Annotated in this window: 19 protein-coding genes; 11 read left to right on the top strand and 8 right to left on the bottom strand. The window is 50.4% G+C overall.

Going from position 1 to position 23,877, the window contains the following annotated elements; all coding sequences use genetic code 11:
• Positions 1-231 precede the first annotated feature (231 nt).
• Positions 232-1,554 (bottom strand): peptidoglycan DD-metalloendopeptidase family protein, encoded by a 1,323-nt coding sequence (locus MJ611_RS20275; RefSeq protein WP_250432279.1) that lies wholly within the window; start codon positions 1,552-1,554, stop codon positions 232-234.
• A 275-nt stretch (positions 1,555-1,829) separates the two neighbouring features.
• Here MJ611_RS20275 and fabG point away from each other — a divergent pair, with 275 nt between their 5' ends.
• From fabG to MJ611_RS20250, 5 genes are all read left to right on the top strand, one after another.
• Positions 1,830-2,576, top strand: coding sequence for a 3-oxoacyl-[acyl-carrier-protein] reductase (gene fabG, locus MJ611_RS20270; RefSeq protein WP_250432278.1), 747 nt, complete (start codon positions 1,830-1,832; stop codon positions 2,574-2,576).
• A 175-nt stretch (positions 2,577-2,751) separates the two neighbouring features.
• Positions 2,752-4,833, top strand: coding sequence for a vWA domain-containing protein (locus tag MJ611_RS20265; RefSeq protein WP_250432277.1), 2,082 nt, complete (start codon positions 2,752-2,754; stop codon positions 4,831-4,833).
• Positions 4,834-4,856: 23 nt separating this feature from the next.
• Positions 4,857-5,456 (top strand): GNAT family N-acetyltransferase, encoded by a 600-nt coding sequence (locus tag MJ611_RS20260; RefSeq protein ID WP_250432276.1) that lies wholly within the window; start codon positions 4,857-4,859, stop codon positions 5,454-5,456.
• Between the two features lie 139 nt (positions 5,457-5,595).
• The gene (locus tag MJ611_RS20255; protein WP_250432275.1) at positions 5,596-6,324 is read left to right on the top strand and encodes a DUF2625 domain-containing protein; all 729 of its coding nucleotides are present in this window, start codon (positions 5,596-5,598) and stop codon (positions 6,322-6,324) included.
• A 157-nt stretch (positions 6,325-6,481) separates the two neighbouring features.
• Complete coding sequence (locus tag MJ611_RS20250) at positions 6,482-7,093, top strand: pseudouridine synthase (RefSeq protein WP_250432274.1); 612 nt, start codon at positions 6,482-6,484, stop codon at positions 7,091-7,093.
• Between the two features lie 67 nt (positions 7,094-7,160).
• Here the strand turns inward: MJ611_RS20250 and MJ611_RS20245 are convergent, their stop codons facing one another.
• The gene (locus MJ611_RS20245) at positions 7,161-7,748 is read right to left on the bottom strand and encodes a porin family protein (RefSeq protein WP_250432273.1); all 588 of its coding nucleotides are present in this window, start codon (positions 7,746-7,748) and stop codon (positions 7,161-7,163) included.
• A 182-nt stretch (positions 7,749-7,930) separates the two neighbouring features.
• On the opposite strand from MJ611_RS20245, the gene MJ611_RS20240 reads away from it, so the two are divergent.
• The gene (locus MJ611_RS20240; RefSeq protein WP_250432272.1) at positions 7,931-8,497 is read left to right on the top strand and encodes a GNAT family N-acetyltransferase; all 567 of its coding nucleotides are present in this window, start codon (positions 7,931-7,933) and stop codon (positions 8,495-8,497) included.
• A 9-nt stretch (positions 8,498-8,506) separates the two neighbouring features.
• Here the strand turns inward: MJ611_RS20240 and MJ611_RS20235 are convergent, their stop codons facing one another.
• The gene (locus MJ611_RS20235; protein ID WP_250432271.1) at positions 8,507-9,589 is read right to left on the bottom strand and encodes an AI-2E family transporter; all 1,083 of its coding nucleotides are present in this window, start codon (positions 9,587-9,589) and stop codon (positions 8,507-8,509) included.
• A gap of 110 nt (positions 9,590-9,699) precedes the next feature.
• Here MJ611_RS20235 and MJ611_RS20230 point away from each other — a divergent pair, with 110 nt between their 5' ends.
• The 3 genes from MJ611_RS20230 to MJ611_RS20220 all read left to right on the top strand — a co-directional run bounded on the left by MJ611_RS20230 (position 9,700) and on the right by MJ611_RS20220 (position 15,835).
• On the top strand, positions 9,700-11,016 hold the full coding sequence (locus tag MJ611_RS20230; RefSeq protein WP_250432270.1) for a M20/M25/M40 family metallo-hydrolase: 1,317 nt from the start codon (positions 9,700-9,702) through the stop codon (positions 11,014-11,016).
• 751 nt (positions 11,017-11,767) lie between these two features.
• Positions 11,768-15,064, top strand: a complete 3,297-nt coding sequence (locus tag MJ611_RS20225) for an amidohydrolase family protein (protein WP_250432269.1) — start codon at positions 11,768-11,770, stop codon at positions 15,062-15,064.
• 108 nt (positions 15,065-15,172) lie between these two features.
• On the top strand, positions 15,173-15,835 hold the full coding sequence (locus MJ611_RS20220) for a hypothetical protein (protein ID WP_250432268.1): 663 nt from the start codon (positions 15,173-15,175) through the stop codon (positions 15,833-15,835).
• 162 nt (positions 15,836-15,997) lie between these two features.
• Here the strand turns inward: MJ611_RS20220 and MJ611_RS20215 are convergent, their stop codons facing one another.
• Positions 15,998-17,200 (bottom strand): serine hydrolase domain-containing protein, encoded by a 1,203-nt coding sequence (locus MJ611_RS20215; protein WP_250432267.1) that lies wholly within the window; start codon positions 17,198-17,200, stop codon positions 15,998-16,000.
• 106 nt (positions 17,201-17,306) lie between these two features.
• On the opposite strand from MJ611_RS20215, the gene MJ611_RS20210 reads away from it, so the two are divergent.
• On the top strand, positions 17,307-17,900 hold the full coding sequence (locus MJ611_RS20210; protein ID WP_250432266.1) for a DsbA family oxidoreductase: 594 nt from the start codon (positions 17,307-17,309) through the stop codon (positions 17,898-17,900).
• Between the two features lie 81 nt (positions 17,901-17,981).
• Here the strand turns inward: MJ611_RS20210 and MJ611_RS20205 are convergent, their stop codons facing one another.
• Positions 17,982-18,809, bottom strand: a complete 828-nt coding sequence (locus tag MJ611_RS20205; RefSeq protein ID WP_250432265.1) for a tellurite resistance TerB family protein — start codon at positions 18,807-18,809, stop codon at positions 17,982-17,984.
• A gap of 156 nt (positions 18,810-18,965) precedes the next feature.
• Positions 18,966-19,679, bottom strand: coding sequence for a pirin family protein (locus MJ611_RS20200; RefSeq protein WP_250432264.1), 714 nt, complete (start codon positions 19,677-19,679; stop codon positions 18,966-18,968).
• Positions 19,680-20,005: 326 nt separating this feature from the next.
• Between MJ611_RS20200 and hisC the strand changes: the two genes are divergently transcribed.
• On the top strand, positions 20,006-22,156 hold the full coding sequence (gene hisC, locus MJ611_RS20195) for a histidinol-phosphate transaminase (RefSeq protein ID WP_250432263.1): 2,151 nt from the start codon (positions 20,006-20,008) through the stop codon (positions 22,154-22,156).
• A 118-nt stretch (positions 22,157-22,274) separates the two neighbouring features.
• On the opposite strand, the gene MJ611_RS20190 is transcribed toward hisC, so the two are convergent.
• Both MJ611_RS20190 and MJ611_RS20185 read right to left on the bottom strand, forming a co-directional pair.
• Entirely contained in the window at positions 22,275-22,847 is a 573-nt protein-coding gene (locus MJ611_RS20190; protein ID WP_250432262.1) for an NUDIX hydrolase, read from the bottom strand.
• 105 nt (positions 22,848-22,952) lie between these two features.
• Entirely contained in the window at positions 22,953-23,771 is an 819-nt protein-coding gene (locus MJ611_RS20185; protein WP_250432261.1) for a TIGR04290 family methyltransferase, read from the bottom strand.
• Between the last annotated feature and the right edge of the window lie 106 nt (positions 23,772-23,877).

Genomic DNA, 23,877 nt, shown 5'->3' with positions numbered 1-23,877 from the left:
ACCTAATTCATAATCCTCAAGCGGTAGCCCACAAGCGAATCTGGAGATTCGCGTTTATACTTTGTCACCGGAATAATTCCGGCGCCAGAACCATTGCTTCGTAGCCACCCAGACACTCACAGGTCTGGAAGACACTGTGAGGTCATCCTGTACATCCTAAAATCCTGATCAAAAAAGAAAGGGCGCCTTGCAGCGCCCTCCCATCTAAACTAACTACTGAATACAATTATATTACGCTCCGGCTTTGTTTTTATTATCTTCCGAAGCAAGTAAATCCTGTGGTTGTATGTCTTTCAGGTTAATGGCTTCCATTTTCTGCATCACCTCCTCTTTTAGCGCAGTGAATACTGCTTTCTGCTTTTTATTGATCGGCTCGGCCAATGGCAGCTTCACGCGAAGGGCGTCTACTTGCCTGCCGTTTTTCCAGAAGCGGTAGCAAAGGTGCGGGCCGGTAGCCAGTCCGGTACTGCCCACGTAGCCAATTGTCTGGCCCTGGTGCACACGGGCTCCTCTGCGGATGCCTTTGGCAAATTTAGACATGTGCAGGTATTGGGTGGTATAGGTCTTGTTGTGCTTGATCTTAACATAATAGCCATTGCCACTTGTATAGGCAGCCTCCAGCACCACGCCATCGCCCACTGTCCGGATCGGAGTACCGCGTCGGGCGGCAAAATCGGTGCCCAGGTGCGGCTTGTAGCGGCGTTGCACCGGATGGAAACGGCTCTTGGAGAAACGGGAGCTGATGCGGCTGAACTCAAGTGGCTCGCGCAGAAATGCCTTTTTCAGGCTTTTGCCATCCTGATCGTAATACGTGATGCCTTTGCCCTGATCCAGCCCAATGGCATATAGCGGCTTGCCTTCGTGCTCAAAATAAGCAGCTTTTATCTTCCCAAACCCAATGGTGCTGCCGTTCACCACTTTCTCCTCGTAAATCAGTTTGAAATGATCGCCGGGCTGCAACTGGCTCAGGTTGAGGCGCCAGGCATAGATATCGGCAAAAGCATTAACGAGCTGCGGAGAACCGCCTGCCGCCAGCATCGACTCAAACAGCGACGACTGGATCATACCGGCAATGGTTTTTTCTACTACTTCCACTTCGCGTTTTACCTTGGTCACGGCCAGTGTGTCGCGCAGGTCAAAGATCACATACTCTACCTCGCTTGGTTCATAAATAAAATATTGGGCAGTCTGGGCTGAATCCTGGGCATGCAGGAGAATGTAGTTTCGGTTGGCACTGATGCGGCGCACATTGTAAACGTCCCGGGCTTTTTTAGCCAATGCATCGATGGTGGTGGGCGTGATGTTATAGTTTTCCAGTATCTCAGAAAGATTTTCGCCCCGCTCCACAATTCCTTCCACTATTTCAAGGGAGTCGGTAGCTATGCCAAAAACTACAGGGGCCGGTTTCTTCTCGATTTTCGGAGGGGTATTTACTTCCTCCTGCTTCTCCGGCAAAACACTGTAGCTCTTAAAGTTAAGCGTTTGGGCGGCGGTAAAAAATACAAAGAGCGAAATGGCAATCAGGGTGGCTAGTCCGATACTGCGTTTGAACATTACTAAGTGGCTAAAGTTGAAAGATCGCCACGAAAATATAGCTTAACCAATAAAAATAAAAATCAACCACAACACAATATTCACATTACAAATGTGTTACAATCATTTTACAAAGCCATTATGTTGAATAAATACCATCACAAAAACAAACAACATATTGCACTTTATCTCTTTAACCCTGCTTAAAGTTACTAATACTCAGTGGCTTAAAGTATAAACCACTTATACTTAGCACCTTCTTCGCATTATAAAAATCTTTTATAACTTTGGCCACCATGAAAACACTAGAAGGAAAAGTAGCTCTGGTAACAGGAGCATCTAAAGGAATAGGCCGCGCCATCGCACAAAAGTTTGTGGAGGCCGGTGCACAGGTAGCATTCACGTACTTATCAAGCGTAGAAAAAGGACAGCAGCTGGAGCAGGAGCTTTCGGCCAACGGCGGCAAAGCAAAAGGTTACCGTTCTGATGCGTCGGACATGGCGCAGGCAGAAAAGCTGATCGAGGATGTGGTCGCAGAGTTCGGCAAGATCGATATCCTGGTGAACAATGCCGGTATTACGCGCGATGGCTTGCTGATGCGCATGAGCGAAGAGCAGTGGGATGCGGTGATCAACACCAACCTGAAGTCTGTGTTCAACCTGACCAAAGGTGCTACCAAGCACATGATGCGTGCCAAGTCTGGCTCCATCATCAACATCACGTCGGTGGTAGGTATCAAAGGCAACGCGGGCCAGGCCAACTATGCGGCTTCCAAGGCAGGCAGCATTGGCTTTACCAAGTCGGTAGCGCTGGAACTTGGCTCACGCAACATCCGCTGCAACGCCATTGCTCCGGGCTTTATCGAAACAGAAATGACTGGTGAGCTGGACCAGAAGGTGGTAGACGAGTGGAGAAAGGCCATTCCGCTTAAGCGTGGCGGCACGCCGGAAGATGTGGCCAACTGTGCCGTTTTCCTGGCTTCTGATCAGTCGTCGTACATCACGGGTCAGGTGCTGCAGGTAGACGGCGGCATGCTGACTTAATTATGAATGATGAATGACGAATTATGAATTAACAGCATGTAATTTATACTTCGTAAAACTATAACAAGACCAATGCAGTAGCGTTTACGTTAGTAGCATTGGTCTTTTTCTTTTATCTTTAATTCTCAGATTAGTTAACTTTTTAACGCTCTAACTCTTTAACTTTCTAACTGGCTTGTTTTCCTTAAAGCTCATAACCACGTACTCTCCCTGGCTTATACTTGCCTGCCTGGCAGTTGGCGCATTATATGCATGGCTGCTGTACAGCAAGCGTGCGCCCTGGCCTAAAGGTATAAACTATGGCCTGGCCGTGTTGCGCTTTGTAGTGGTTAGTTTCCTGAGCTTCCTGCTGTTGGGACCGTTGGTACGTTACATCTCCAACACCACCCTGAAACCAACCATCGTGTTTGCCGTGGATAACTCCCGCTCCGTTTCGCTTTTCTCCGACTCGGTGCAACTAAAGCAAACACAGCAGAACCTGCAGCAACTTATCGATAAACTACAGGACAAGGGCTACAACACCAGCATCCGAACACTGGCAACCACACAGCCACCACAAAGCCTGCCCCAGGTAAAGTTTGAGGAAGAGGTTACCAACCTGAGCCAGCTCTTGCGCAATGTGCAAAGCGATTATGAGAACCAGAACCTGGCCGGCGTGGTGCTGCTTTCGGATGGCATCGTGAACCAGGGCATCTCCCCTACTTACGCCCACTACAACTTTGCAGTATACCCGGTAGCCCTCGGCGATACAGTGCCGAAGAAAGATGTGGTGCTGGCCTCGTTGCGCTACAACAAGGTGAACTACAGCGGCAACCGTTTTCCACTGGAGGCGGAGCTACAGCACGATGGTTTTGGCGGCGCGCGCGCTACGGTGCTGCTGAAAGAGAACGGCAAGGTAGTGGAACGTAAAAACATAACGATAGATCAAAGGCAAGCCATCCAGCAGGTGCCTTTCCAGGTGATGGCCAGCGGGCTGGGCAAGCGCCATTACGAAGTAGAAGTGGTGCCGCAGCAAGGCGAGTTCACCACCCTTAACAACACCAAGCATGCCTACATCGATGTAGTAAAAGGCAAGATAAAAGTGCTGGTGGCCGCTGCCTCTCCGCACCCGGATATCAAAGCTTTAAGGGCTGCCATCGAATCGAACGAGAACTATGAAACAGAGCTGTACATACCCGGGCTGACGCCACTCAAGCAGCAGGACTACGATGTGGCGGTGCTGCACCAGTTGCCGGGCAGAACGGCCGGTGGCGAGGCCGCTATTAACCTGGTGCGCCGCAAGCAATTGCCTGCGCTTTATATACTGGGTCCGCAAAGCGACATGAGCGCTTTTAACAGCCTGCGCGTTGGGCTCAACATCAACGGCGCCGCCACTACCGACGAAGTGACCAGTGCAGTGAATGCTAACTTCAGTACCTTTAAAATTGCCGAAGAAGCCACCGAACGCATGCAGAAATACCCGCCGGCTACGGTGCCGTATGCCAACTACCAGCTCACGCCCAACACCGAGACGGTGCTGTACCAGCAGGTGGGGCGCGTAAAAACCAACCGGCCGCTGCTCACTATCCATACTTCCGGCGACGTACGCTCGGCTACCCTGCTGGCCTCCGGCACCTGGCAATGGCGCCTGGCCGAGGCTGCCGCACACCAGAACCCGGTCGTTTACGACAAACTGATCACGAACCTGATCCAGTTGCTCAGCGCGCCCCGTAACAAAAAGCGCCTGAACGTGTACCCGGTGCAGAACGAATATACCAGCTCCGACGAGATCCGCTTTGAAGCAGAAACCTACAACGAGGCGCTGGAGCCCATCTACGGCCAGAACATCACGTTGAAAGTAACCGGCGAAGACGGTGCTGCCAAATCCTTTACCTTTGCCAACGGCGAAAACCAGGCGGGCGTCAACATTGGCTCCCTGTCCGGCGGCCGCTATACGTACACGGCCACTGCCCGCATTGGCGGACAGCTGCAACAGGACAAGGGCGAGTTTGTAGTGGAAGAGCTGCAACTGGAAGCGCTCAATGCCGTGGCCAACCACACGCTGCTTTACCAAGTTGCATCTGGCTCCGGCTCCCGGTTATACTACCCCACCCAACTGCAGCAACTGGAGGAAGACCTGCTGAAAGCCGACTACAAAGACCTGATCTATAGCACGGAAGAAATGCACGATCTTGTAGATATGAAATGGCTGTTCTTTGTTGTTCTGGCACTGGTAAGTATAGAATGGTTTACCCGGAAGTATAACGGCAGTTACTAATCTCGAAGGCACAAGTATACCCCATGCAAAAGGCAGCACCAAAACCCATCATCATAGAAACAGAGCGCCTGCAACTAAGCGAACTGACACCAGCGATTTACGATTACCTCTTCACCACCTGCAGCGATAACAGGGAAATAATGGAGTACCTGGGCCTGAAAACAACAGCCGAGCTCGCCGAAGAAAAAGACAAATACAGCAAAGGACTCTCTACCTATTACCAATCTTTGAAGAACTTCCGGCTGCTGCGTAAATCTGATGGTAAGATGATAGGCCGCTGCGGTTTCCATACCTGGATCGTGTCGCACCGACGGGCAGAGGTGGGCTACGCTCTGCTCGACGACAAGTATAAACAACAGGGTTATATGAAAGAAGCGCTAGGCCCTATACTTGCCTATGGTTTCGAGGAGATGGACCTGCGCCGTATTGAGGCTTACATTGCCGACTACAACATTCCGTCGGCTAAGCTTTTGCAACACTTCGGCTTTCAGCGGGAAGGTGTGGCGCGGGAGCATTATGTTGTTGATGGCGTGAACGAAGATTCCACGCTCCTCTCCCTCATCCGCCCGGAGTATGACCAACTGAAAAGCTCCTGGAACTTGAAGTATAAAGTGGTAAAGTAGTCGGTATTTTGTTATCCGATTTTATACTTTCTTTTGCAAGTTGCTTAACGCCGTATTCTCCAGTCGCCCTTGCTGCGTGTTTTCACCAGCAAGCGTATTAGCGCTGAAGTGAACAATTGGCATTAATATAAATCAAGAATTGAAAAAGATAGTTGTCATCATCATCCTGCTTTTATCTTCTTTAACTATGGCTAACGCTCAGAGCAATAAAGCTCACCCATTATCAGAACTGGTAAACAATGAAGACCCAGGATGGGCTTTAGTACAGGAATGGATAAAAGAAGGGAGCAACAAGGTTGAAGTTCTGCCTAAACAACATCAGAGCGCAGAGAAAGCTTTGTTACAGCTGCAAGTCACCACCCGTTCTCCAATGGGAGCAATAGTTTATGAAACTGGCGGTATACTGGTGGATGATGGTTGGATACGCATCTTGGGTTCTGGCTCAGAAAAACTTGACAGGAGCATCATGGAGTGGAACAAGGGAAAATCATTTACAAATGATGGGGAACAGCCTTCTTTTTTACTAATTGCGGACGATGTAATTGGTGGCTTCTTTGCCATTAATGCAGGAGCATTCGGGCAGGAAGAGATTGGTAAGACCTTCTACTTCTCGCCTGATAATTTGGAGTGGGAGCCATTGGGTTTGGGTTATTCCGAATTTTTGACCTTTTGCTTTTCAGGAGATATTGACAAGTTCTATGAAGGACTAAGATGGACAAACTGGAGAGAAGAAGTAAGAAAAATCGATGGACAGAAAGGTATTCATTGCTTTCCTTTCCTCTGGACAGCAGAAGGCAAAGATTTAAATAAAGTGAGCAGAAGAGCTGTACCAGTGCAGGAGCTTTGGAGCTTATATATGGAACAGTAGTAATAAAAAAACTCATGCCAACACAGCACATGAGCAAAGCTTCATCTACACCTTACTCATCTTAAATATGGAAGCTTTATAATCTTAAGCATAGCTTAGTATCTAATGTTGCCTTCCCCTCATTCATAATTCAAAATTCCTAATTCATAATTCTACCTTGAACTACATCCTTCTCAACAAGCCCTACGAAGTGCTAACGCAGTTTACCGACGAGGCCGGCCGCGCTACCTTGAAAGACTATGTGAAAGTGCCAGGTATTTACCCCGTTGGTCGGCTGGACTACGACAGCGAAGGCCTTGTGCTGCTTACGGATGACAAAGCGCTGCAGCACCGCCTCTCCGACCCCAAGTTCAAGATCGAGAAAACCTATTGGGTGCAGGTAGATGGCGTTCCGACAGAAGAAGCGCTGCAGGAATTGAGAAGAGGAGTTCTGATTAAAAACGTAAAAACAGCACCGGCAAAAGCCAGGATACTGGAAGAAGAGCCGCAGGTATGGGAGCGCTCCAAGCCCATCCGCTACCGCAAAGAGATCCCGACTACGTGGGTAGAGATCAAGATTTCGCAGGGCATGAACCGTCAGGTGCGCCGCATGACGGCTGCCGTTGGCTACCCCACACTACGCCTTATCCGGCCAAGTATAGGTCCGCTCAAGCTGGGCGAGCTGCAGCCTGGCGAGTACCGCGAGCTGACACCCGCGGAAGTAGCCCAACTGAAAGGATTAGCTGCAGGCCCCAGCCGACCAGCCCCAGCCCGGAAAAGGCGCTTTTAAAGTGATAAAGATCATACTTCAGAATTCCTTTGAGAAACAAAGTCCTGCGTCTTATGTCTTGCGTTCCCTAAATTCTGAATCCTACAGACAATGACACGGCTCTGCCTTTTCCTTCGGAAGTGCCGGTTTTCATGATTGTGGAGATGCCGTGGTGATACACCAAGTCTAAGCTTATCGCCCAGAAATCGAAACCAATGCCGCCGTTGAGCGCAAACACCGATTTACGAACATCACTCAGATCATAGCCCAGGTCATTTTCCTTCACTTTTACTGCATACGAGAACGACGGCCCTGCCTGTATCCTGAAAGCTGAATGCATGCCTTCGTTTTCTGCCAGCTTTATACCCAGCATTACCGGCACCCGGAAATAGCGGATCCGCAGATCGTCGCGCACTGCTTCGGTCAGAAATTCGCGCTCTACTTTTGATTTGTTGCTCATGAGCTCTATGCCCGGTTGCACATAATACTTATCGCCTATGCGGGCAAAAACACCTGCCTGCCAGCTCAGCCCGATATCTGAATCCAGCTGGTTCGGATCATCTGAAATATCAAACAGGTTAACGCCTGCCTGTGCCCCAAACTGCAGCTTCTGGTCCTGGGCCTGCAAGGCTGTGCACAGGATCAGAAATAATACGGAAAGTATAAATTGTTTCATCTGCCTGTAGTTTATAGTTAAACATTATACCACTCACCACCAAACAGCACAAAGCCGTCTATTATTATTACAAGTAATTTTGTACTTTGTTTTCTATATAGATCAGCAATGTTGCCTTACCTGAAAAACTGCAGCATAGCCTGTCTTTCAACTTAAACAACTACAAGCCAACAGATTAAAACATGACCTCAGCCACCATATCGCTCCCTATTACCATTGCCCCAAACCTGTACCTGCGGCAGGCGGGTATAGCCGATGCGCCCGCTGTATTCAACCTCATCAATACTCACAGAAATTACCTGCGGCAGTGGTTGCCCTTCATAGATCAGAGCCAGTCTGTAAAAGATACTGAACATTTTCTGCGCAGCGTAACGGCTCCCGGCAACCGGAGCGACCTTGTTTTTGCTATTCTTTATGAAGAGGAAGTGGTAGGTATCATCGGCTATAAGCAGATCGACTACGTGAACCAGAAACTGGAAATTGGCTATTGGCTAGGTGAGCCCTACCAGGGCAAAGGCATTATGCTGCGGTCGTGTGCGGCGCTGGTCCGCCATGCCTTTAACAGCATGAACATGAACCGGGTACAGATAAACGTAGGCGTTGGCAATGAAAAGAGCAGCAACATACCTAAAAAGCTGGGTTTTGTTTTTGAGGGCATCGAGCGCGACGGCGAGTTGCTGCACGGCCGCTTCCACGACCTGGAAAACTATAGCCTGCTGAAACGGGAGTGGCAGGCACAGGAGGGTTAAAAGTATACTCTATACTTTGGCCTTGCTTATACTTTTACGGGCGGTCTTTGCAGGTTTGCCGGTGGCCAGCAGCAGCGACACCGGCCGCAGTTCTTCGTGTTTATCGGCAATAAGCTTGATGATGGCCAGGAAAGGAATGAAAAGGATCATGCCCGAGGCACCCCAGAGTATACCGCCGGCCACAATGGCCAGCAGCGTGAACAGCATGTTTACCTGCAGCCTGTAACTTACCGCCCACGGAAAGATGAGGTTGGCTTCCAGGTACTGCACCACCGAAAACACAGCCACCACGCCCGCCGGGTACCACAAAGAGTCATAAGTGATCCAGGCAACTGCCATGGGCAGGATGGCCCCGATGATGATACCCACATAAGGTATGAAAGTAAGGATAGATGCCACCACGCCAAAAAAGATCGCGTGCGGCACTCCCAGCAAGTATAAACCGAGGCTGTTCAGTACCCCAACCACCACATACACGATCACCATGCCTTTGATGAAATTGTAGTAAGTGGTAATGGTCTCGTGCAGGATAGCGCGGATGTTGCGATGTTCGGACTGCGGAAAAAGCGAAAACAAGGCTTCGGCCAGCTGCTCCCGGTAATACAGGATCAGGGCTGAGTAAAGCGGGATGAGCACCAGCAGCACCACCGATACCGCCGAAGTATACAGCACGCCCTGCACCATTTTCAGCACGTTGGCTGCCGCATTGCCGGCCATGCTGTTGAGCCACCGGTTCTGTTCCAGTATGTCTACTCCCAAACGCTGATCCAGGTAATGACTCAGGTCGTGCCAGGTTGCCTGCAGTTTTTCCTGCAGGGCCGGCCACTCCTCCCCAAAACGCATCATCTGGCTGAGCAGCAGCCAGGCAAGTACGCCTACCATAACCATCAACACCAGCAGGCACAGCACGATGGCGCCCCAACGTGGCACACGCCTGTCTTCCAGCCACCTGCAAACCGGGTATAGCACAAAGCTGATCAGCAGGGCAAAGCTCAGGGGCACAAACAACGACCGACCAAAGTATAAGATCACCGATACCAGTACGGCATAATTCAGCAGCTTCAGCCAGTTTACACGTTGGTGCCCGTTCATCTTTGTAAGTTATCCGGTTCCGGGCGGTCTCATATTTATCGGCCGCCTTTCTATTATTACGTTAATATTTCTATTAATTTCATCATTCCCAAAGAAGACTACAACAAACCATGAAAGAAAAAAAATGGCTGGCAGCCTGCCTGGCTTTATGCATCAGCGGCGCTGTTTCGGCCCAGGGCATCGGCACTATAAATGAGCAGGAAACAACCCGCATCATCAGCACCCTGAGCCACGACAACATGCAGGGCCGCGCCTCGTTTACGCTCGGTATCGAGAAAGCTGCCGATTTTATATCCGGTGAATTTCACGACATGGGCCTGCAGCCATTAAAAAGCAACGGTAAAAACGGTGCTGCAGCTTTCCGGCAGTCCTTTAATGTGTACCGCATAACACCAGCCGCTGTACAGGCTACCCTGAATGGCAAAGTGCTGAAGGAAGAGCAACTGTTCGCGTCCACTTCGCACGAAAAAATCGAATGGAAAAAGAGCAAAAGCCGGCAGGTTGTTACGATAAAAGAAGGAGAAAATGCCCGCGAAGCTTTCTCGAAAGCAAACAAACTGGAGCAGGACGCGCTTGTGCTGGTGCACCCGAGCCACACGGAAACATTCAACAACTACCGCCGCTATCTTACCCGCGGCGGCGTGAAACAGGAGATTGGCAAAGGCAGCAGCAAAGTATTTATACTTACCGATCAGCCCACTCCTAAAAAGTATAAGATCAGCATAAACAACAAGGTGGAGCAACTGCCACTGGCCAACGTGGTGGGCATGATCGAAGGGAAGCGCAAAAATGAGATTGTGGTGTTCTCCGGCCATTACGACCACATTGGCATCGGCCATACTGTAGACGGCGACAGCATTGCCAACGGTGCCGACGACGATGCTTCCGGAACGACAGCCATGATGATGCTGGCCCGTTACTACAAACAGCAACCCCAGCCGGAGCGCACCCTGGTGTTTGCCGCCTTCACGGCAGAAGAAATTGGTGGCTTTGGTTCGAAACACTTTTCCGGGCAGCTCAACCCCGACAGCATCGTAGCCATGTTCAACATCGAGATGGTGGGCAAGCCCTCACAGTTCGGGCCAAACAGTGCCTACCTCACCGGCTTCGAAAAATCAGATTTAGGCAAACTGCTGCAGGAGCGCCTGCAGGGTACTGCCTACAGCATTCACCCGGACCCATACCCGCAGCAGAACTTGTTCTACCGCTCTGATAACGCTACGCTGGCCCGCCTTGGCGTTCCGGCCCACACCATTTCTTCGGTTCAGATCGATAAGGATGAGCTTTATCACACTGTAAACGACGAGGTGGAATCGCTGGACATGCCGCACCTGACCAGTATGATCCGGGCAATTGCCCTTGCAGCCCAGGGAGTAGTAAATGGCACCGTTACCCCTACCCGCGTGGACAAATCGCTGGTAGAGTAACATACCAGCTATACTGTTCAGCAAAGCCCGCCAAAAGCGGGCTTTGCTGGTTTTTATAAGTACTTCTGATGCGGGAGTTATTCCTGTGACGAAGCAGTAAGTTGGGGTTTTGACTTTACTTGGGTGGAGAGACAGGAAGTAACAGGAAGTCTGAATCAAGATTTGCGGGATAGAAAGATGAACTAGATGTTTACCCACCCCCTACCCCTCCCAAGAGGGGAATTTCTGCCTATTGCCTCTTTGTAAGTATAAATTTCATCGCTGCAGTTGTCCAACCACCCCTAACCCCTCCTTGTCTAAGGAAGGGAGCTTTACTGGCTGTTGCTACATCGATGGTATAAGTTTCATAGCTGCAGGTCATCCCCCTACCCCCTTCAAAGGGGGACTTGGTTCCAGTTGCATAGTCAGCAGCTATCGAACTGTTTCCAGTCCTTGGGTTGAGCGCCTTCTGGGTTTCCGGTGCCACGGGAGTGGCAGCCGTTAGGCAGGAAAGCTAGACAGCGCGATACCCGAGGACGAGGCCTTGCGGCCCTGAGCGCACCAATGGCAAATATGAAAGTATAGGCAAGTAGGACTGAGGAATAGAAGTAGCTACGACGGGAAGGCTTCTCGGCTATGCTACAAAGTATAAACTTGTGCTTCAAGATCACTCACGGTAAGCGTCATAACATCAGTTACTGGTTCACTATCATTTCTGAGCCTAATCCTTTATATTTGAGCATCTAACTAATCTAACCCATTACAATCTCTCATGAAGAAACGTACTTATCTGAGTATGTTCCTGGCGGCAGCTTTGGCACTCCCTACCGGTGCAGCCTACGCGCAGGACAAAAAGGAAGACGCGAAGTGGAAAGTGGATGCAGCCCACGGACCTCAGAAAGAAATAACCGTTACCACCGACGAAGGCACCTGGATGAGTCTGGACGTAAGTCCGGATGGCAAAGAGATCGTCTTCGATATGATGGGCGATATTTACATCATGCCGATGGCAGGTGGCAAAGCGAAGCTGCTGCGCAGCGGCCGCCCCTACGAAGTACAGCCTCGTTTCAGCCCCGATGGCAAGTTCATCTCCTTCACTTCGGATGCCGGTGGCGGCGATAACATCTGGATCATGAAGCGCGACGGCTCCGAGGCCAAGCAGATCACCAACGAGAACTTCCGTTTGCTCAACAACGCGGTCTGGACCCCGGATGGCGAGTATATTGTAGCACGTAAGCACTTCACCGCTTCCCGCTCGTTGGGTGCCGGCGAAATGTGGATGTATCACCGCTCGGGTGGTACCGGCGTGCAGCTGACCAAGAAGAAAAACGACCAGCAGGATGCGGGCGAACCGTTTGTATCGCCTGATGGCAAGTACGTGTACTTCTCTGAAGACATGAGCGGCGGCACTACCTTCGAATACAACAAAGACCCGAACGGCCAGATCTATGTTATCCGCAGAGTAGACCGCAATACCGGTGAGATCGAGAATGTGGTAACCGGTAACGGTGGTTCCGTGCGTCCGGTAATCTCCCGTGATGGCAAGTACCTGGCATTTGTGCGCCGCGTGCGTACCAAATCCGTGCTGTTTGTGCACGACCTGAAAACAGGCGAGCAGTGGCCGATCTACGACAAACTCGACCACGATCAGCAGGAAGCCTGGGCTATCTTCGGTGTGTATCCATACTTCTCCTGGACACCAGACAACAAGAACATCGTGTTCTGGGCTGGTGGCAAGATCAATAAGGTAGATGTTGCTTCTCAAAAAGTAACCAATATTCCTTTCGAGGCAACAGCAACGCATTACATTTCTGATGCAGTTCGCCACGACTTCAGCAAAGAGGAGCTTTCCCCGAAGCAGTTTGCAGCTAAAGCAATTCGTCATGCGGTAACCTCTCCGGATGGAAAACTGCTGGTGTTCAACGCGGCCGGCCATATCTACAAAAAGGCCTTGCCAAACGGTAAGCCGGAGCGTGTAACCAACAGCAAAGACTTTGAGTTCTACCCATCCTTCTCACCAGATGGCAAGCACATCGTTTACTCTACCTGGGACGACGAGAACTTCGGTGCTTTGATGAAAGTGGACATCCGCAAGAAGAACGCGAAACCTACAAAGCTAACTGCCGAGAAAGGCTTTTATACCAATGCTTCTTTCTCTCCGAACGGTAAGTACATTGTATACAGCAAAGAGGGCGGCAACAACCACATGGGCTATGCACACGGTGGTGAGAAAGGCATTTACTACATGGAGGCCGATGGCGAAAAACCTACGTTCGTTCAGAAAAGCGGCTCATTGCCACTGTTTAACGCTGCTTCAAATCGCATCTTCTTCACAGCTGGCGGCGGCGACAAGTATAGCTTCAAGAGCGTGAACCTGCAGGGCAAAGAAGAACAGACACACTATACTTCCAAGTATACCGACCAGTTCTACCCAAGCCCGGACAACAAGTGGATCGCTTTTGTGGAGCTGTTCAACGGCTACGTGGCGCCTTTCTCTGCCAACGGAGCCGGTATGGACCTGAGCGCTGAGACCAAGGCAATGCCTGTAGCCCGCTTCACAAAGGATGCCGGCACAAGCGTGCACTGGTCTGGCGACAGCAAAAAAATCAACTGGGTGCTGGGCGATGAGTACTTCTCAAACGACCTGAAAAACCGCTTTAAGTTCGTGGAAGGCGCTCCGGAAAAACTTCCTGCCATTGACACTACCGGTATCAAGATCGGTTTGGAGCTGAAATCAGATATTCCGCAAGGCAAGGTTGCTTTCACCAACGCGCGCATCATTACCATGAAAGGCGATGAAGTGATCGAGGGCGGTACGATCGTAGTAGACGGCAACCGCATTGTGGCGGTAGGCAAAGGCGTGCAGGTACCGAAAGATGCAAAAGTGATTGACGCCAACGGCAAAACCATTATGCCAGGTATCGTAGACGTGCACGCGCACCTGGGAACTTTCCGCAACGGTATGAGCCCTAAGCAGCAGTGGTCGTACATGGCCAACTTGGCCTATGGTGTAACTACTACGCACGACCCGTCTTCTACTACCGAAATGGTGTTCAGCCAGTCGGAGGCCGTAAAGGCAGGCCACATGGTGGGTCCGCGTATTTACTCTACCGGTACCATTCTGTACGGTGCTGATGGTAACTTCAAGGCCGTAATCAACAGCCTGGACGATGCCCGTTCGCACCTACGCCGTATCAAGGCTGCCGGTGGTTTCTCGGTGAAGAGCTACAACCAGCCTCGCCGCGAGCAGCGCCAGCAGGTAATACAAGCGGCCCGTGAACTGGACATGACCGTGGTGCCGGAAGGAGGCTCTACGTTCTTCCACAACATGAGCATGATCCTGGACGGCCACTCCGGTATCGAGCACAACATCCCGATCGCGCCGCTTTACAAGGACGTGGTGGAAGTATGGAAAGCTTCTAAAACCGGCTATACGCCTACCCTGATCGTGAACTACGGTGCACCAAACGGCGAGTACTACTGGTACCAGAAAACCAATGTATGGGAGAAAGAGCGTCTGCTGAAATTTACGCCACGCTCTGTAATCGACGGCCGCTCGCGCTTTGTGGTGCAGGTGCCGGATGAAGAGTATAAGAACGGTTACATGGCTGTGTCGAGAGCAGGCAAAAACCTAACCGACAACGGCGTAAAAGTTAATCTGGGAGCACACGGACAGCTGCAGGGCCTTGGCGCGCACTGGGAACTATGGATGCTGCAGCAAGGCGGCATGACCAACCACGAGGCACTGCGTGCCGCAACCCTGAACGGTGCGGAGTACCTGGGCATGGGCAAAGAACTTGGCTCACTGGAGGCCGGCAAGCTGGCCGACTTGATCGTGCTGGACCAAAACCCGCTGGAGAACATCCAGAACTCGGAGCACGTGAAGTATACCATGGTGAACGGCCGCCTCTACGACGCTGCTACTATGACAGAAATCGGCAACGAAGAACGTAAGCCTTCTAAATTCTGGTGGGAAAACAGCAAATATGCCACAGCCTTCGACTGGCACGAGGGCACTGACACCCGCCACGAAGGTATCGCCGGCGACCATTGTACTTGTCGTCACTAAGAACTAAGTATAGCTCATAAAGAACGAGCCATCTCAATTGAGGTGGCTCGTTTTGTTTTTAGAATATTATGTTTTATTTATATATTGTTATAAGTAACGGCTTATAACATGAAAATCAATCAAACACTTGTAATGCGACTTGGCTTTGCAGTTCTTATTGCTGTTTCTATATCTCTAATCGTGTTCAGAGCTTATCATGATGATTGGTCTACTGTCGTAGCTACTATATCATTGATAATTGCTGTTGTTTCTGCGTGGCTTGCTTATGAAACTTTCCATAATCAATATTTGAATAGCAAACCACAACTTACAGTTCAACCAAATTTCGAAGAGAGAAATGGATTGATATTAATTACATTGAAAAATCATGGGGAAAAGCCAGCCTATAATATTACAATTGACTGGCACCTTCCAATCATCAATTCTAAAGAAGAAAAGTTTTCCTTCAGTAAAGGGGCTAAAGAATATGACATACTTGTACTTGACAAAAATGAGAAAATCTCAACACTGTTAGATGGTGTTGTAAGCTTTTATGAAAAGTATAAGGATGCTGATTTAGAGTACTCCGGAATTATATCTTATAGTGAATCATTATACTCCCCTAAGAGAACAAATCAGAAATTTATTTTTTCACTTACCTCGTACAAAAGACTAAGTATTGAAACTGATTTGGGGCTAACTCATAATAAGCTACAATCAATTCCTGAATCATTGAATAAAATACATAGAGAAATCAGTAATCTAAGAAAAGAACTTACACAAATTCAATGATAGATTATTCCTCGCTTTTTCACACATCTATTTTGGACAGCTTAGTACGGGTAAAATAAAAACGGGGCCAGAGGCCCCGCTATAGTTCGTCACGAGCGTGGACGCTCGCGCCATTTATACAATTTAAAACAATTAACAATTAACAATCATCAATAAAATTCACTACTCAACAGGCTTTACTGCCGCCAGCACCCTTTTGATTATCTCATTGGGGTTGCCATCGTGCCAGCGCCATACGATCACGATATCGTGCACCGGGTCAACCCAGATAGTGTTGGAGCCGGCGCCGAGGGCTGCAAAGCTGGTGGTAGGTGCATCCGGCCAGGCTTTTCCTTCGGTGTTCAGCCACCACAGGTAGCCGTAGTCAGGACCTACAGGGCCACGCTGCGTAGTTGCTTGCTGTACCCACTTCTTTGAAACAATCTGCTTGTCTTTCCACTGGCCGTTGCGCAGGAAAAGATAGCCGAAACGGGCCTGGTCGCGGGCGCTGATCCAGAGGCCGCCGCCCCAGCGCGTACCGCCGCTTACCGATGGCATGCGCTTGCCACCGATCTCCACATAAGAGTTTTCATAAGGTACATACTTCCAGGTGCCAGATGCATCAATCGGGTCCATCACCTCATCCTTGAATACCTCCGGAAGTGGCTTTTTCCACAGACGCAGCAGCGACAAGGCAAGGCGGTTGATGCGCACATCGTTATACTCGTAGAATGTACCGGGTTCCTGCAGCTCGCGTGGCTTGCGCTCGCCGCGTCCGAATGCTTCTTTGCCTACAAAGTCATGCTTTTTGCCCCACATCTCGCCTTCCCACTCGCTCGTCTGGCGGGCGTGGTGTTCCCAGGTTACCTTGCGGTTTTGCTCTGAATCATACCCACCATCCTTCACATACTTTCCTACCGGGTCGGTTATACTTTCGATCATGCCCTTATCAATCGTAATGCCCAGTATGGTAGAGAGCACACTTTTGGCAACACTATAAGTCGGGTCAGCACTTTTTGTGTCGCCCCACTCCGCTACAATGTAACCGTCTTTAAGTATGATGCCGTTGGTACTGGCGCGGTCGGTTGGCAAGGGGCCCAGTGGTTTCCCGAAGATCTCTGCCTGCGTCGAGAAATCTTTCTTCATCTGGGTGGTCTCCATCGTTTTGGCCCAATCTACGGCCTGCTGCAGCAAGGCAGGGTCCATTCCTACTTCTTCCGGCTTTTTGCGCTCCCAGTTGTCCCCTTTACCCGGATAATATACCTGGGCTTCGGTTTGCTGGGGGCTTTGCGTAGTTGTTTGTGTGGTAGGTTGCTGGGGTTGCTGCTGGCAGGCAAAAAGCCCCAATGCCAGGGCAAGTGATACGTATGCGTTTCTGAGGTTCATGCAGTTAGATTAGAATACTTTATAGTCAAATAAAAGAAATTTATTTCACCCGTAAAAACATAGTTTCGCCACTTCTTGTACTGTAGGTTATACTTATGGATTTCTTATGCTACAGATAAAAATATTTTCTGATTACGTTTGCCCCTACTGCTTTTTAGGTGAGGTGGCCCTGCACAAAGCGCTGGAGGGGTTTGAAGACAACGTGCAAGTAGAATGGATGCCCTTTGAGCTGCGCCCCGAACCTACCCCTACACTGAAGCCGGAAGAAGATTACCTGCAAACCACCTGGGAAAACTCTGTTTACCCGATGGGCCGGCAGATGAACGTGGATATTGTTTTACCCGCTGTTTCGCCGCAACCCTACACGCATTTGGCTTTTGAAGGCTATCAGTATGCCAAAGAAAAAGGACTGGGCGAGCAATACACGCACCGGATGTTCACCGCTTTTTTCCAGGAAGAACAGGACATCGGCGATATGGAGGTACTAACCAACCTGGCAAAAGAGATAGGATTGGACGAAGCCGAATTCAGGCAGGCACTGGAAACAAGAAAGTATAAAGAAGTGCATCAACGGGAACTCCGCCGGGCTTACGACGAAGCCAGTGTAACGGCAGTGCCTACTTTTATCATCGGCAACCGGATGGTGCGCGGGCTGCCCCGCCAGGAAGACCTGCGTAAACTAATCGAGCAGCAGCTCTAGAAATTTTGCCTTACAATCAAAAGGCTCAGCCTGCTCCCAAATGCAGGCCGAGCCTTTTTAGTATAGCTTCAGCGTTTATACTTACCAACTGGTGCCACCACGTCTGCCTCCGCCAAGTATACCGCCCAGCAAACCGCCCAGTCCCCCGGAGCCCATGCTGCCGTAGCCTCGTCTGCCGTTCAGGCCACCCAGGATAGAAGCCATGGAACCCAGACCGCTGGTGCGTCTGCCTCCTCCCAGCATGCCGCCTCTGCCGCCGCTCATCACACTGCCGAGCAGGCCACCCAGCAGGCCGCCGCCCATCATGGTGCCCATACCGCCCATGCCTCCCATCATGCCACGCCCGCGGCCGCCCCGCATCATACGAGCCAGTACCAGGGGGGCTACAATGCCCAGCATGCCTTGTACCATCTGCGGCGAAATACCGGCATTCTTGAACATATCGCCAAAACCATTCTTGCTCATGAAGGATTGGGAGGTTGGATCTTCCCCGTGCTGCTGCGCCTCATCGGCTTTATTTACAAACTGCTCCAGTATGCTGTATTGTTTCTGGTCTACCCCCAGGTAGTTAGCCATTTCCTGTATGCGTTTTTGCTCATCAGCTGTGTACTGTCCGTCTGATTTAGCAAAACTGATGATATCGGTGATGAAGGAAAAACGAAGCTGACTCTTTTTCAGCACATCCAGGGCGCGTTGCAAACTGATCTGTGACGGATTTTTAGCGATCTCCAATACTTCCTGCTGTGTGTTCTCCGGCATTTCTGCAGCCTCGCTCAGGAGTTTGAGAAACTCCAGTTCTTCATCAGAGGCATGTCCGTCGGCAGAGGCTATCGTTGCCAGAGAAGCCAAATAAGCGCCCCTCTCCTCCATCGAATAATCTTTCAATAATATGGTTTGTTCCTGTTCCATTCGCTTTCTTTATAAAAGTTTGTCCTGTAATAACGAGCCCGCTCAGCAACAGGTTAGGTTACAGCATTCTAGCTACCAGCGGAATGTACAGCAGATCAGGAACAAAAAAGCGCTGGCAAGAGACTCCTGCCAGCGCTGCTATTTTATACTTTCGGTTTACTGCATCGGTACTTCCATCAGAAGCAGTTCTGCGTCAGCCGAGGTTTTGATGGTTATGCTTTCCGTATCCGCTATACCCAGCCCATCGCGTTTGCCAAGTTTTTCGCCGTCAACTTCTACTTCTCCGTTTATCACGAAGGCATAGACGCCGTTACCGGTTTTGTGCAGCTTATACGTTTCAGAAAAGCCGGCTTTGAGTGTACCGAACGTAAACCAGGCATCCTGATTGATCCAGATCGCTCCGTCGTTCTGCTCTGGCGATACCACCGTTTGCAGCTTATTCACCCGCTCTTCCGGTTTAAAGGTTTTCTGCTCGTAACGCGGTTTGATGTTCTGCTCTTTCGGAAACACCCAGATCTGCAGGAAATTTACCTTGTCGGTTTTAGAGTGGTTGTACTCGGAGTGGGTAAGGCCGCTGCCAGCCGACATGATCTGCACATCGTTACTGCGGATCACTTCCTTGTTGCCGGTGCTGTCCTGGTGTTCCAATGCGCCAGACAGCGGTATCGAAACGATCTCCATGTTATCGTGCGGGTGTGCCCCAAAACCCATGCCGGGCGCCACCACGTCATCGTTTAGTACACGCAGCAAACCGAAGCCTATGCGCTCCGGATTATAATAGCGGGCAAAACTAAACGTATGGTAGGAGTCGAGCCAGCCATGGTTGGCATGGCCTCTGGTAGCTGCGCGATGTACTATGTTCTTGCTCATGTGTTTATACTTTATACTTGTCTATTTATGAGTATGTATCTCTCTGCCAGAACAGCTGTTCTTGGCAGTCTCTTTTTTCAGATTTGAAGTCCACACCCGATTATATGTATATACAACAAATGTACATACATTGTTTCATTTAAGCAAAATAGTTCTAGCATGTTTTATTTCCCGGTTAACAGCAATCTTTCTGGCTTCTTTGTGCGTTTGCAAGAGAGCAATTTAGCGGCCTAATACAAATTTTTCTTTAATTATATAAAACAATATAATTCTAACTTGCAGCATCTTTGATATTGCCTTGTAGCAGCATCATCTAAAATGAGTAAATGAGTAGCCAAACACCTCCTTTCTACCATGCTGCTTCGAACGAAAACCTGTTCGGAGTTTCGCCAAAAGTAACTGCGGCTTTACAGGATGCCCTAACGCGACTGCCTAGCTATCCTCACCCGGATGCTGCTCCCCTGCGTGAGGCTATTGCTGCCAAACTGGGAATACAAGCTTCTCAGGTTATGGTCGGAAGCGGATCAGCTGAACTCATTTCGTTGCTTGTACGCACCTTCTGCCGCCCTGCCCAGGAAACAAGCGTGCTCTCACTGAGCCCTACCTACCCCCTTTACCGCGCCGAGGCAGATGCTCTGGGAATAGCGTATCAGGAAGTGCCGCTCGACAGCGCTTACCAAATGGATGTGGATACCCTGCTGGCAAAAGTAGACAAGACCACCCGGCTCCTGTTCATTTCGAATCCGAACAACCCAACCGGCTCTTACCTGAACCAGGTACAGTTGGAGCGCTTACTGCTGGAGTTGCCGCCGCATGTAACCCTGGTGCTGGACGAGGCCTATGCCGAGTATGTGCGCACGCCCGATTATACCAGCGCGTTGCCTTATCTGGAGAAATACCAGAACCTGGTTGTGCTCCGAACTTTTTCTAAAGCTTATGGCCTGGCATCGCTGCGCATTGGGTACATGGTGGCGCAGGAGCCGCTACTGGAGAAGGTGTTGCAGGTAAAGCAGCCGTATAATGTTAACCAGCTGGCACAGGTGGCAGCACAGGCAGCCCTTGAAGATGAGGAATTTCTAAGCTATACTTTAGAGGCCACAGCAGCCGGCAAACAGCACTTGCAACAGGCGCTCGACCAGTTAGGAATTCACTACTGGCCTTCGGAGGGCAATTTTATACTTATAGATGCAGGTATTCAGGCAGAGGCTATTTTCGAGCACCTGCTCCGGCACGGCATCCGGGTGCGTCGCACTGACGATGCGTATACCTTGCGCATCACCATCGGCCAGAAAGAGCACCAGGATCACCTGATACAGATACTGCAAGATATGCTTGCCCCTGATAATCTGCAGCAACACGCGGCCCTGACACAAATTCTGAAAACCGGCCAGGTCATACATCAGGGAGATGAAGCGGCCTCCTTTAAAGCTACGGATGCATTGGCTGCTATGGCCTCTGTTAACGGAAAAGCACCGGAAAGAATAGCGGTTGCCTTTGCCCGGGCTTTCAGCGCACGCAACCACCAGCACCTGCACAACGCCGGCAACCTGTACAGTTCTACCTACGGGACAATGGATATGCTCTCGGCATTTAACGTGCTGGTGCAGGCTACGCCACTTGTTACCTTCGGGCATTACTTTGCGAACACTACAATCGCAGCAGCCGTGCAGCAGGAACGCGAAATTCACTTGGTCGACTTAGGTATTGGTAGCGGTTTGCAGTGGCTGCATTTATTGAACCTGCTGGCGCAACGGCCTGAAGGAGCGCCCGCCCTGCGCATTACAGGCATTGATCTGCCAGCCACGAGCGGAGACCCGGACCAACGCCTGCGTGAGACCGGGGCGAGGTTGCAGCAGCATGCAGAGAAACTAGGTATCCCTTTCCACTATACAGGCATTGCCTCCAGGCTGGAAGATATCAACCTCCAGATGCTCGAATTCAGACCTGATGAAGTGCTGGTAGTTAATTCTGCGCTAACCCTGCATCACCTGCCAGACAGGCTGGTAGAGCAGCATGACCAACGGGATCGTGTATTGCAGCAAATCAAGACATTACGCCCGAAAGTATTCACACTGACCGAGCCGGACTCAGAGCATAACAAGCTCAACTTTATGCCCCGCCTGCGCGAGTCGCTGCGCCACTACTATACCGTCTTTGATGTGCTGGACACCCTGCTGCCTGTAGACATGCCGGAACGGCAGATCATTGAACAGGAATTTTTCGGCAGAGAGATCATCAACGTGATCTCCTCGGAGGGAAGCGACCGCGTGGAACGGCACGAGCGCAACGAAGCCTGGCAACGCCGCCTGATCAGAACAGGCTTTCAGCCATACGTGCAGCCGTACTTTGCCGATCAAATCAGAAAAGACCTGGGCCTACACGAGCATTTTACCATGGTGCCCAACGCAGCCGGCTATACTTTATACTGGAAAGGGACCCCTGTTATCGCCGCTACAGCTTTTACAGTGAACAATTAACAGTAAACAGTCATCAATTATCAATAAACAGTAAGCAGTAATGAGGTATACCTTAGCCTAGATACTGATGATTGTTATTGTTGATTGGTAACTGCTCCCTGATAACTGTAAAAGCTGTTTACTGTTTACTGTTAATTGTTAACTGCCGAAGTGCCAGCAGGCAGAGGGCCACTGAGCCGGATACTTTGATCTGTCCGCTCAGAACCATACTTTCCACTTCCTCCAGCGGCACTTTCAGTACTTCGATGTCTTCTGTTTCATCCAGGTCCTGCTCGGCTATTTTGTGCACGTTGCGTGCCAGGAAGAAGTAGATCTTGTTGGTGTCTTTCGTGGGGTTATCAATTATTTCCAGGAGCGGCTCCACGTCTTCTGAAGTATAGCCAGTTTCTTCCAGCATTTCGCGGATGGCTGCCTGTTTCGGGTCCTGCTCGTGCTCGTCGATTACGCCACCCGGCAGTTCCATCAGTATCTCGCCGGCAGCGTGTTTGTACTGGCGCACAAAAATCACGTGGTTATCGGCAGTAAGCGGGAAGGTAAGCACCACGTTGGGGCGCACGCTAACAAAGTAATCGTCCAGCACCTGGCCTCCCGGCAGTTCCACCTCGTCGCGGCGCAGTTTATACCACTGGTGCTCGAATACCATCTCCGACTTCAGCGTTTTCCAGTGGGCCAGTCTCTTTTTCGTTTTCATGTGTAAATAAGAATTTGGCTGCAAGTTATACTTAACAGCATAATAAAGCCACGCCTCCGTACAATGTACAGCAGGCGCGGCTGGCTTGTTTAAGATGAGTTGGTATTATTTTCCGTTCTTCCCGGATACCATGTACATGTTTTTATCTGCCACTTTTTTCTGCACGGCTTCCGTCCAGTCCTGCCCTGTAGCCGACAGGTACTCCGACTGGTTCCATTGCTGGCTCTGTTTCAACTCCTCATCCACCTCGCAGATGTACATTTCGTGGCCCGGGCGCTGGGTTACTTTCAGCCCGCAGGTACGCAGCATGGCCTCGATACCGGCATGGTTGGGAGCCCACCAGTTGGTCACGTCTCCGGCCAGGCGCTTTTCAATGAACGCCATTTTTGGCCAGCCGTCTTCCAGCATACGCTGGCGGTCGTTTATCTCAAAATCATCGGGCACATCTGCCACTTTCTTTCCGGGCATCGTCAGTGTCTGGAACACCATCATGTTGCGCAGTTTCTGCGAAAGTATATCAAGCGACAGCAGCGGGTAGCGCAGGTGGTACATTACGCCCATGTACCAGATCAGGTCAAACTTACGGTCGAGGCGGGCCACGTCGTATACCTGCATTTGCTTCAGCTCGATCCTGTCTTCGAGGCCAAATTGCTTGGCTGCCCACTCGGCCTGCCGCAGGTAATGCGGGTCTACATCAATGCCCAGTACCTTTGCACCGCGCTTGGCCAGCTCTATACTATAAAAGCCGGCGTTGCAGCCTATGTCCAACACTTCCCAGCCGGAAAGATCAGCCGGAATATACGGCTGGATTTCCTTCCACTTAAACGATGGAAAATCGCCCAGTACATGATTTGGTGCTGTCTGCTCTCCGTTCGGCAAATGCAGGTTATGAAACCAGGGCGCCAGCTGTTCTATTTCGTTCATATTCAATTTTGAATGAGTGATTGAGTGAGTTGTAATTTTGAATGAGCGAATGAGCGAATGAGTGATTAAGTGAATCTTAACGGCTATTCCTCAACGCTTCTGCCGC

The organism is Pontibacter ruber (genome assembly GCF_023630205.1).
Taxonomy (GTDB): Bacteria; Bacteroidota; Bacteroidia; order Cytophagales; family Hymenobacteraceae; genus Pontibacter; species Pontibacter ruber.
The sequence above is the reverse complement of the archived record's forward strand: the minus strand, read 5'-3'. Positions and strand labels throughout refer to the sequence as shown.

Bases quoted from the DNA above. Each gene is read 5' to 3' on its own strand.
- MJ611_RS20275 (WP_250432279.1), bottom strand. From the start codon at position 1,554: ATGTTCAAACGCAGTATCGGACTAGCCACCCTGATTGCCATTTCGCTC.
- fabG (WP_250432278.1), top strand. From the start codon at position 1,830: ATGAAAACACTAGAAGGAAAAGTAGCTCTGGTAACAGGAGCATCTAAA.
- MJ611_RS20260 (WP_250432276.1), top strand. From the start codon at position 4,857: ATGCAAAAGGCAGCACCAAAACCCATCATCATAGAAACAGAGCGCCTG.
- MJ611_RS20245 (WP_250432273.1), bottom strand. From the start codon at position 7,748: ATGAAACAATTTATACTTTCCGTATTATTTCTGATCCTGTGCACAGCC.
- MJ611_RS20240 (WP_250432272.1), top strand. From the start codon at position 7,931: ATGACCTCAGCCACCATATCGCTCCCTATTACCATTGCCCCAAACCTG.
- MJ611_RS20235 (WP_250432271.1), bottom strand. From the start codon at position 9,589: ATGAACGGGCACCAACGTGTAAACTGGCTGAAGCTGCTGAATTATGCC.
- MJ611_RS20230 (WP_250432270.1), top strand. From the start codon at position 9,700: ATGAAAGAAAAAAAATGGCTGGCAGCCTGCCTGGCTTTATGCATCAGC.
- MJ611_RS20225 (WP_250432269.1), top strand. From the start codon at position 11,768: ATGAAGAAACGTACTTATCTGAGTATGTTCCTGGCGGCAGCTTTGGCA.
- MJ611_RS20220 (WP_250432268.1), top strand. From the start codon at position 15,173: ATGAAAATCAATCAAACACTTGTAATGCGACTTGGCTTTGCAGTTCTT.
- MJ611_RS20215 (WP_250432267.1), bottom strand. From the start codon at position 17,200: ATGAACCTCAGAAACGCATACGTATCACTTGCCCTGGCATTGGGGCTT.
- MJ611_RS20210 (WP_250432266.1), top strand. From the start codon at position 17,307: ATGCTACAGATAAAAATATTTTCTGATTACGTTTGCCCCTACTGCTTT.
- MJ611_RS20205 (WP_250432265.1), bottom strand. From the start codon at position 18,809: ATGGAACAGGAACAAACCATATTATTGAAAGATTATTCGATGGAGGAG.
- MJ611_RS20200 (WP_250432264.1), bottom strand. From the start codon at position 19,679: ATGAGCAAGAACATAGTACATCGCGCAGCTACCAGAGGCCATGCCAAC.
- hisC (WP_250432263.1), top strand. From the start codon at position 20,006: ATGAGTAGCCAAACACCTCCTTTCTACCATGCTGCTTCGAACGAAAAC.
- MJ611_RS20190 (WP_250432262.1), bottom strand. From the start codon at position 22,847: ATGAAAACGAAAAAGAGACTGGCCCACTGGAAAACGCTGAAGTCGGAG.
- MJ611_RS20185 (WP_250432261.1), bottom strand. From the start codon at position 23,771: ATGAACGAAATAGAACAGCTGGCGCCCTGGTTTCATAACCTGCATTTG.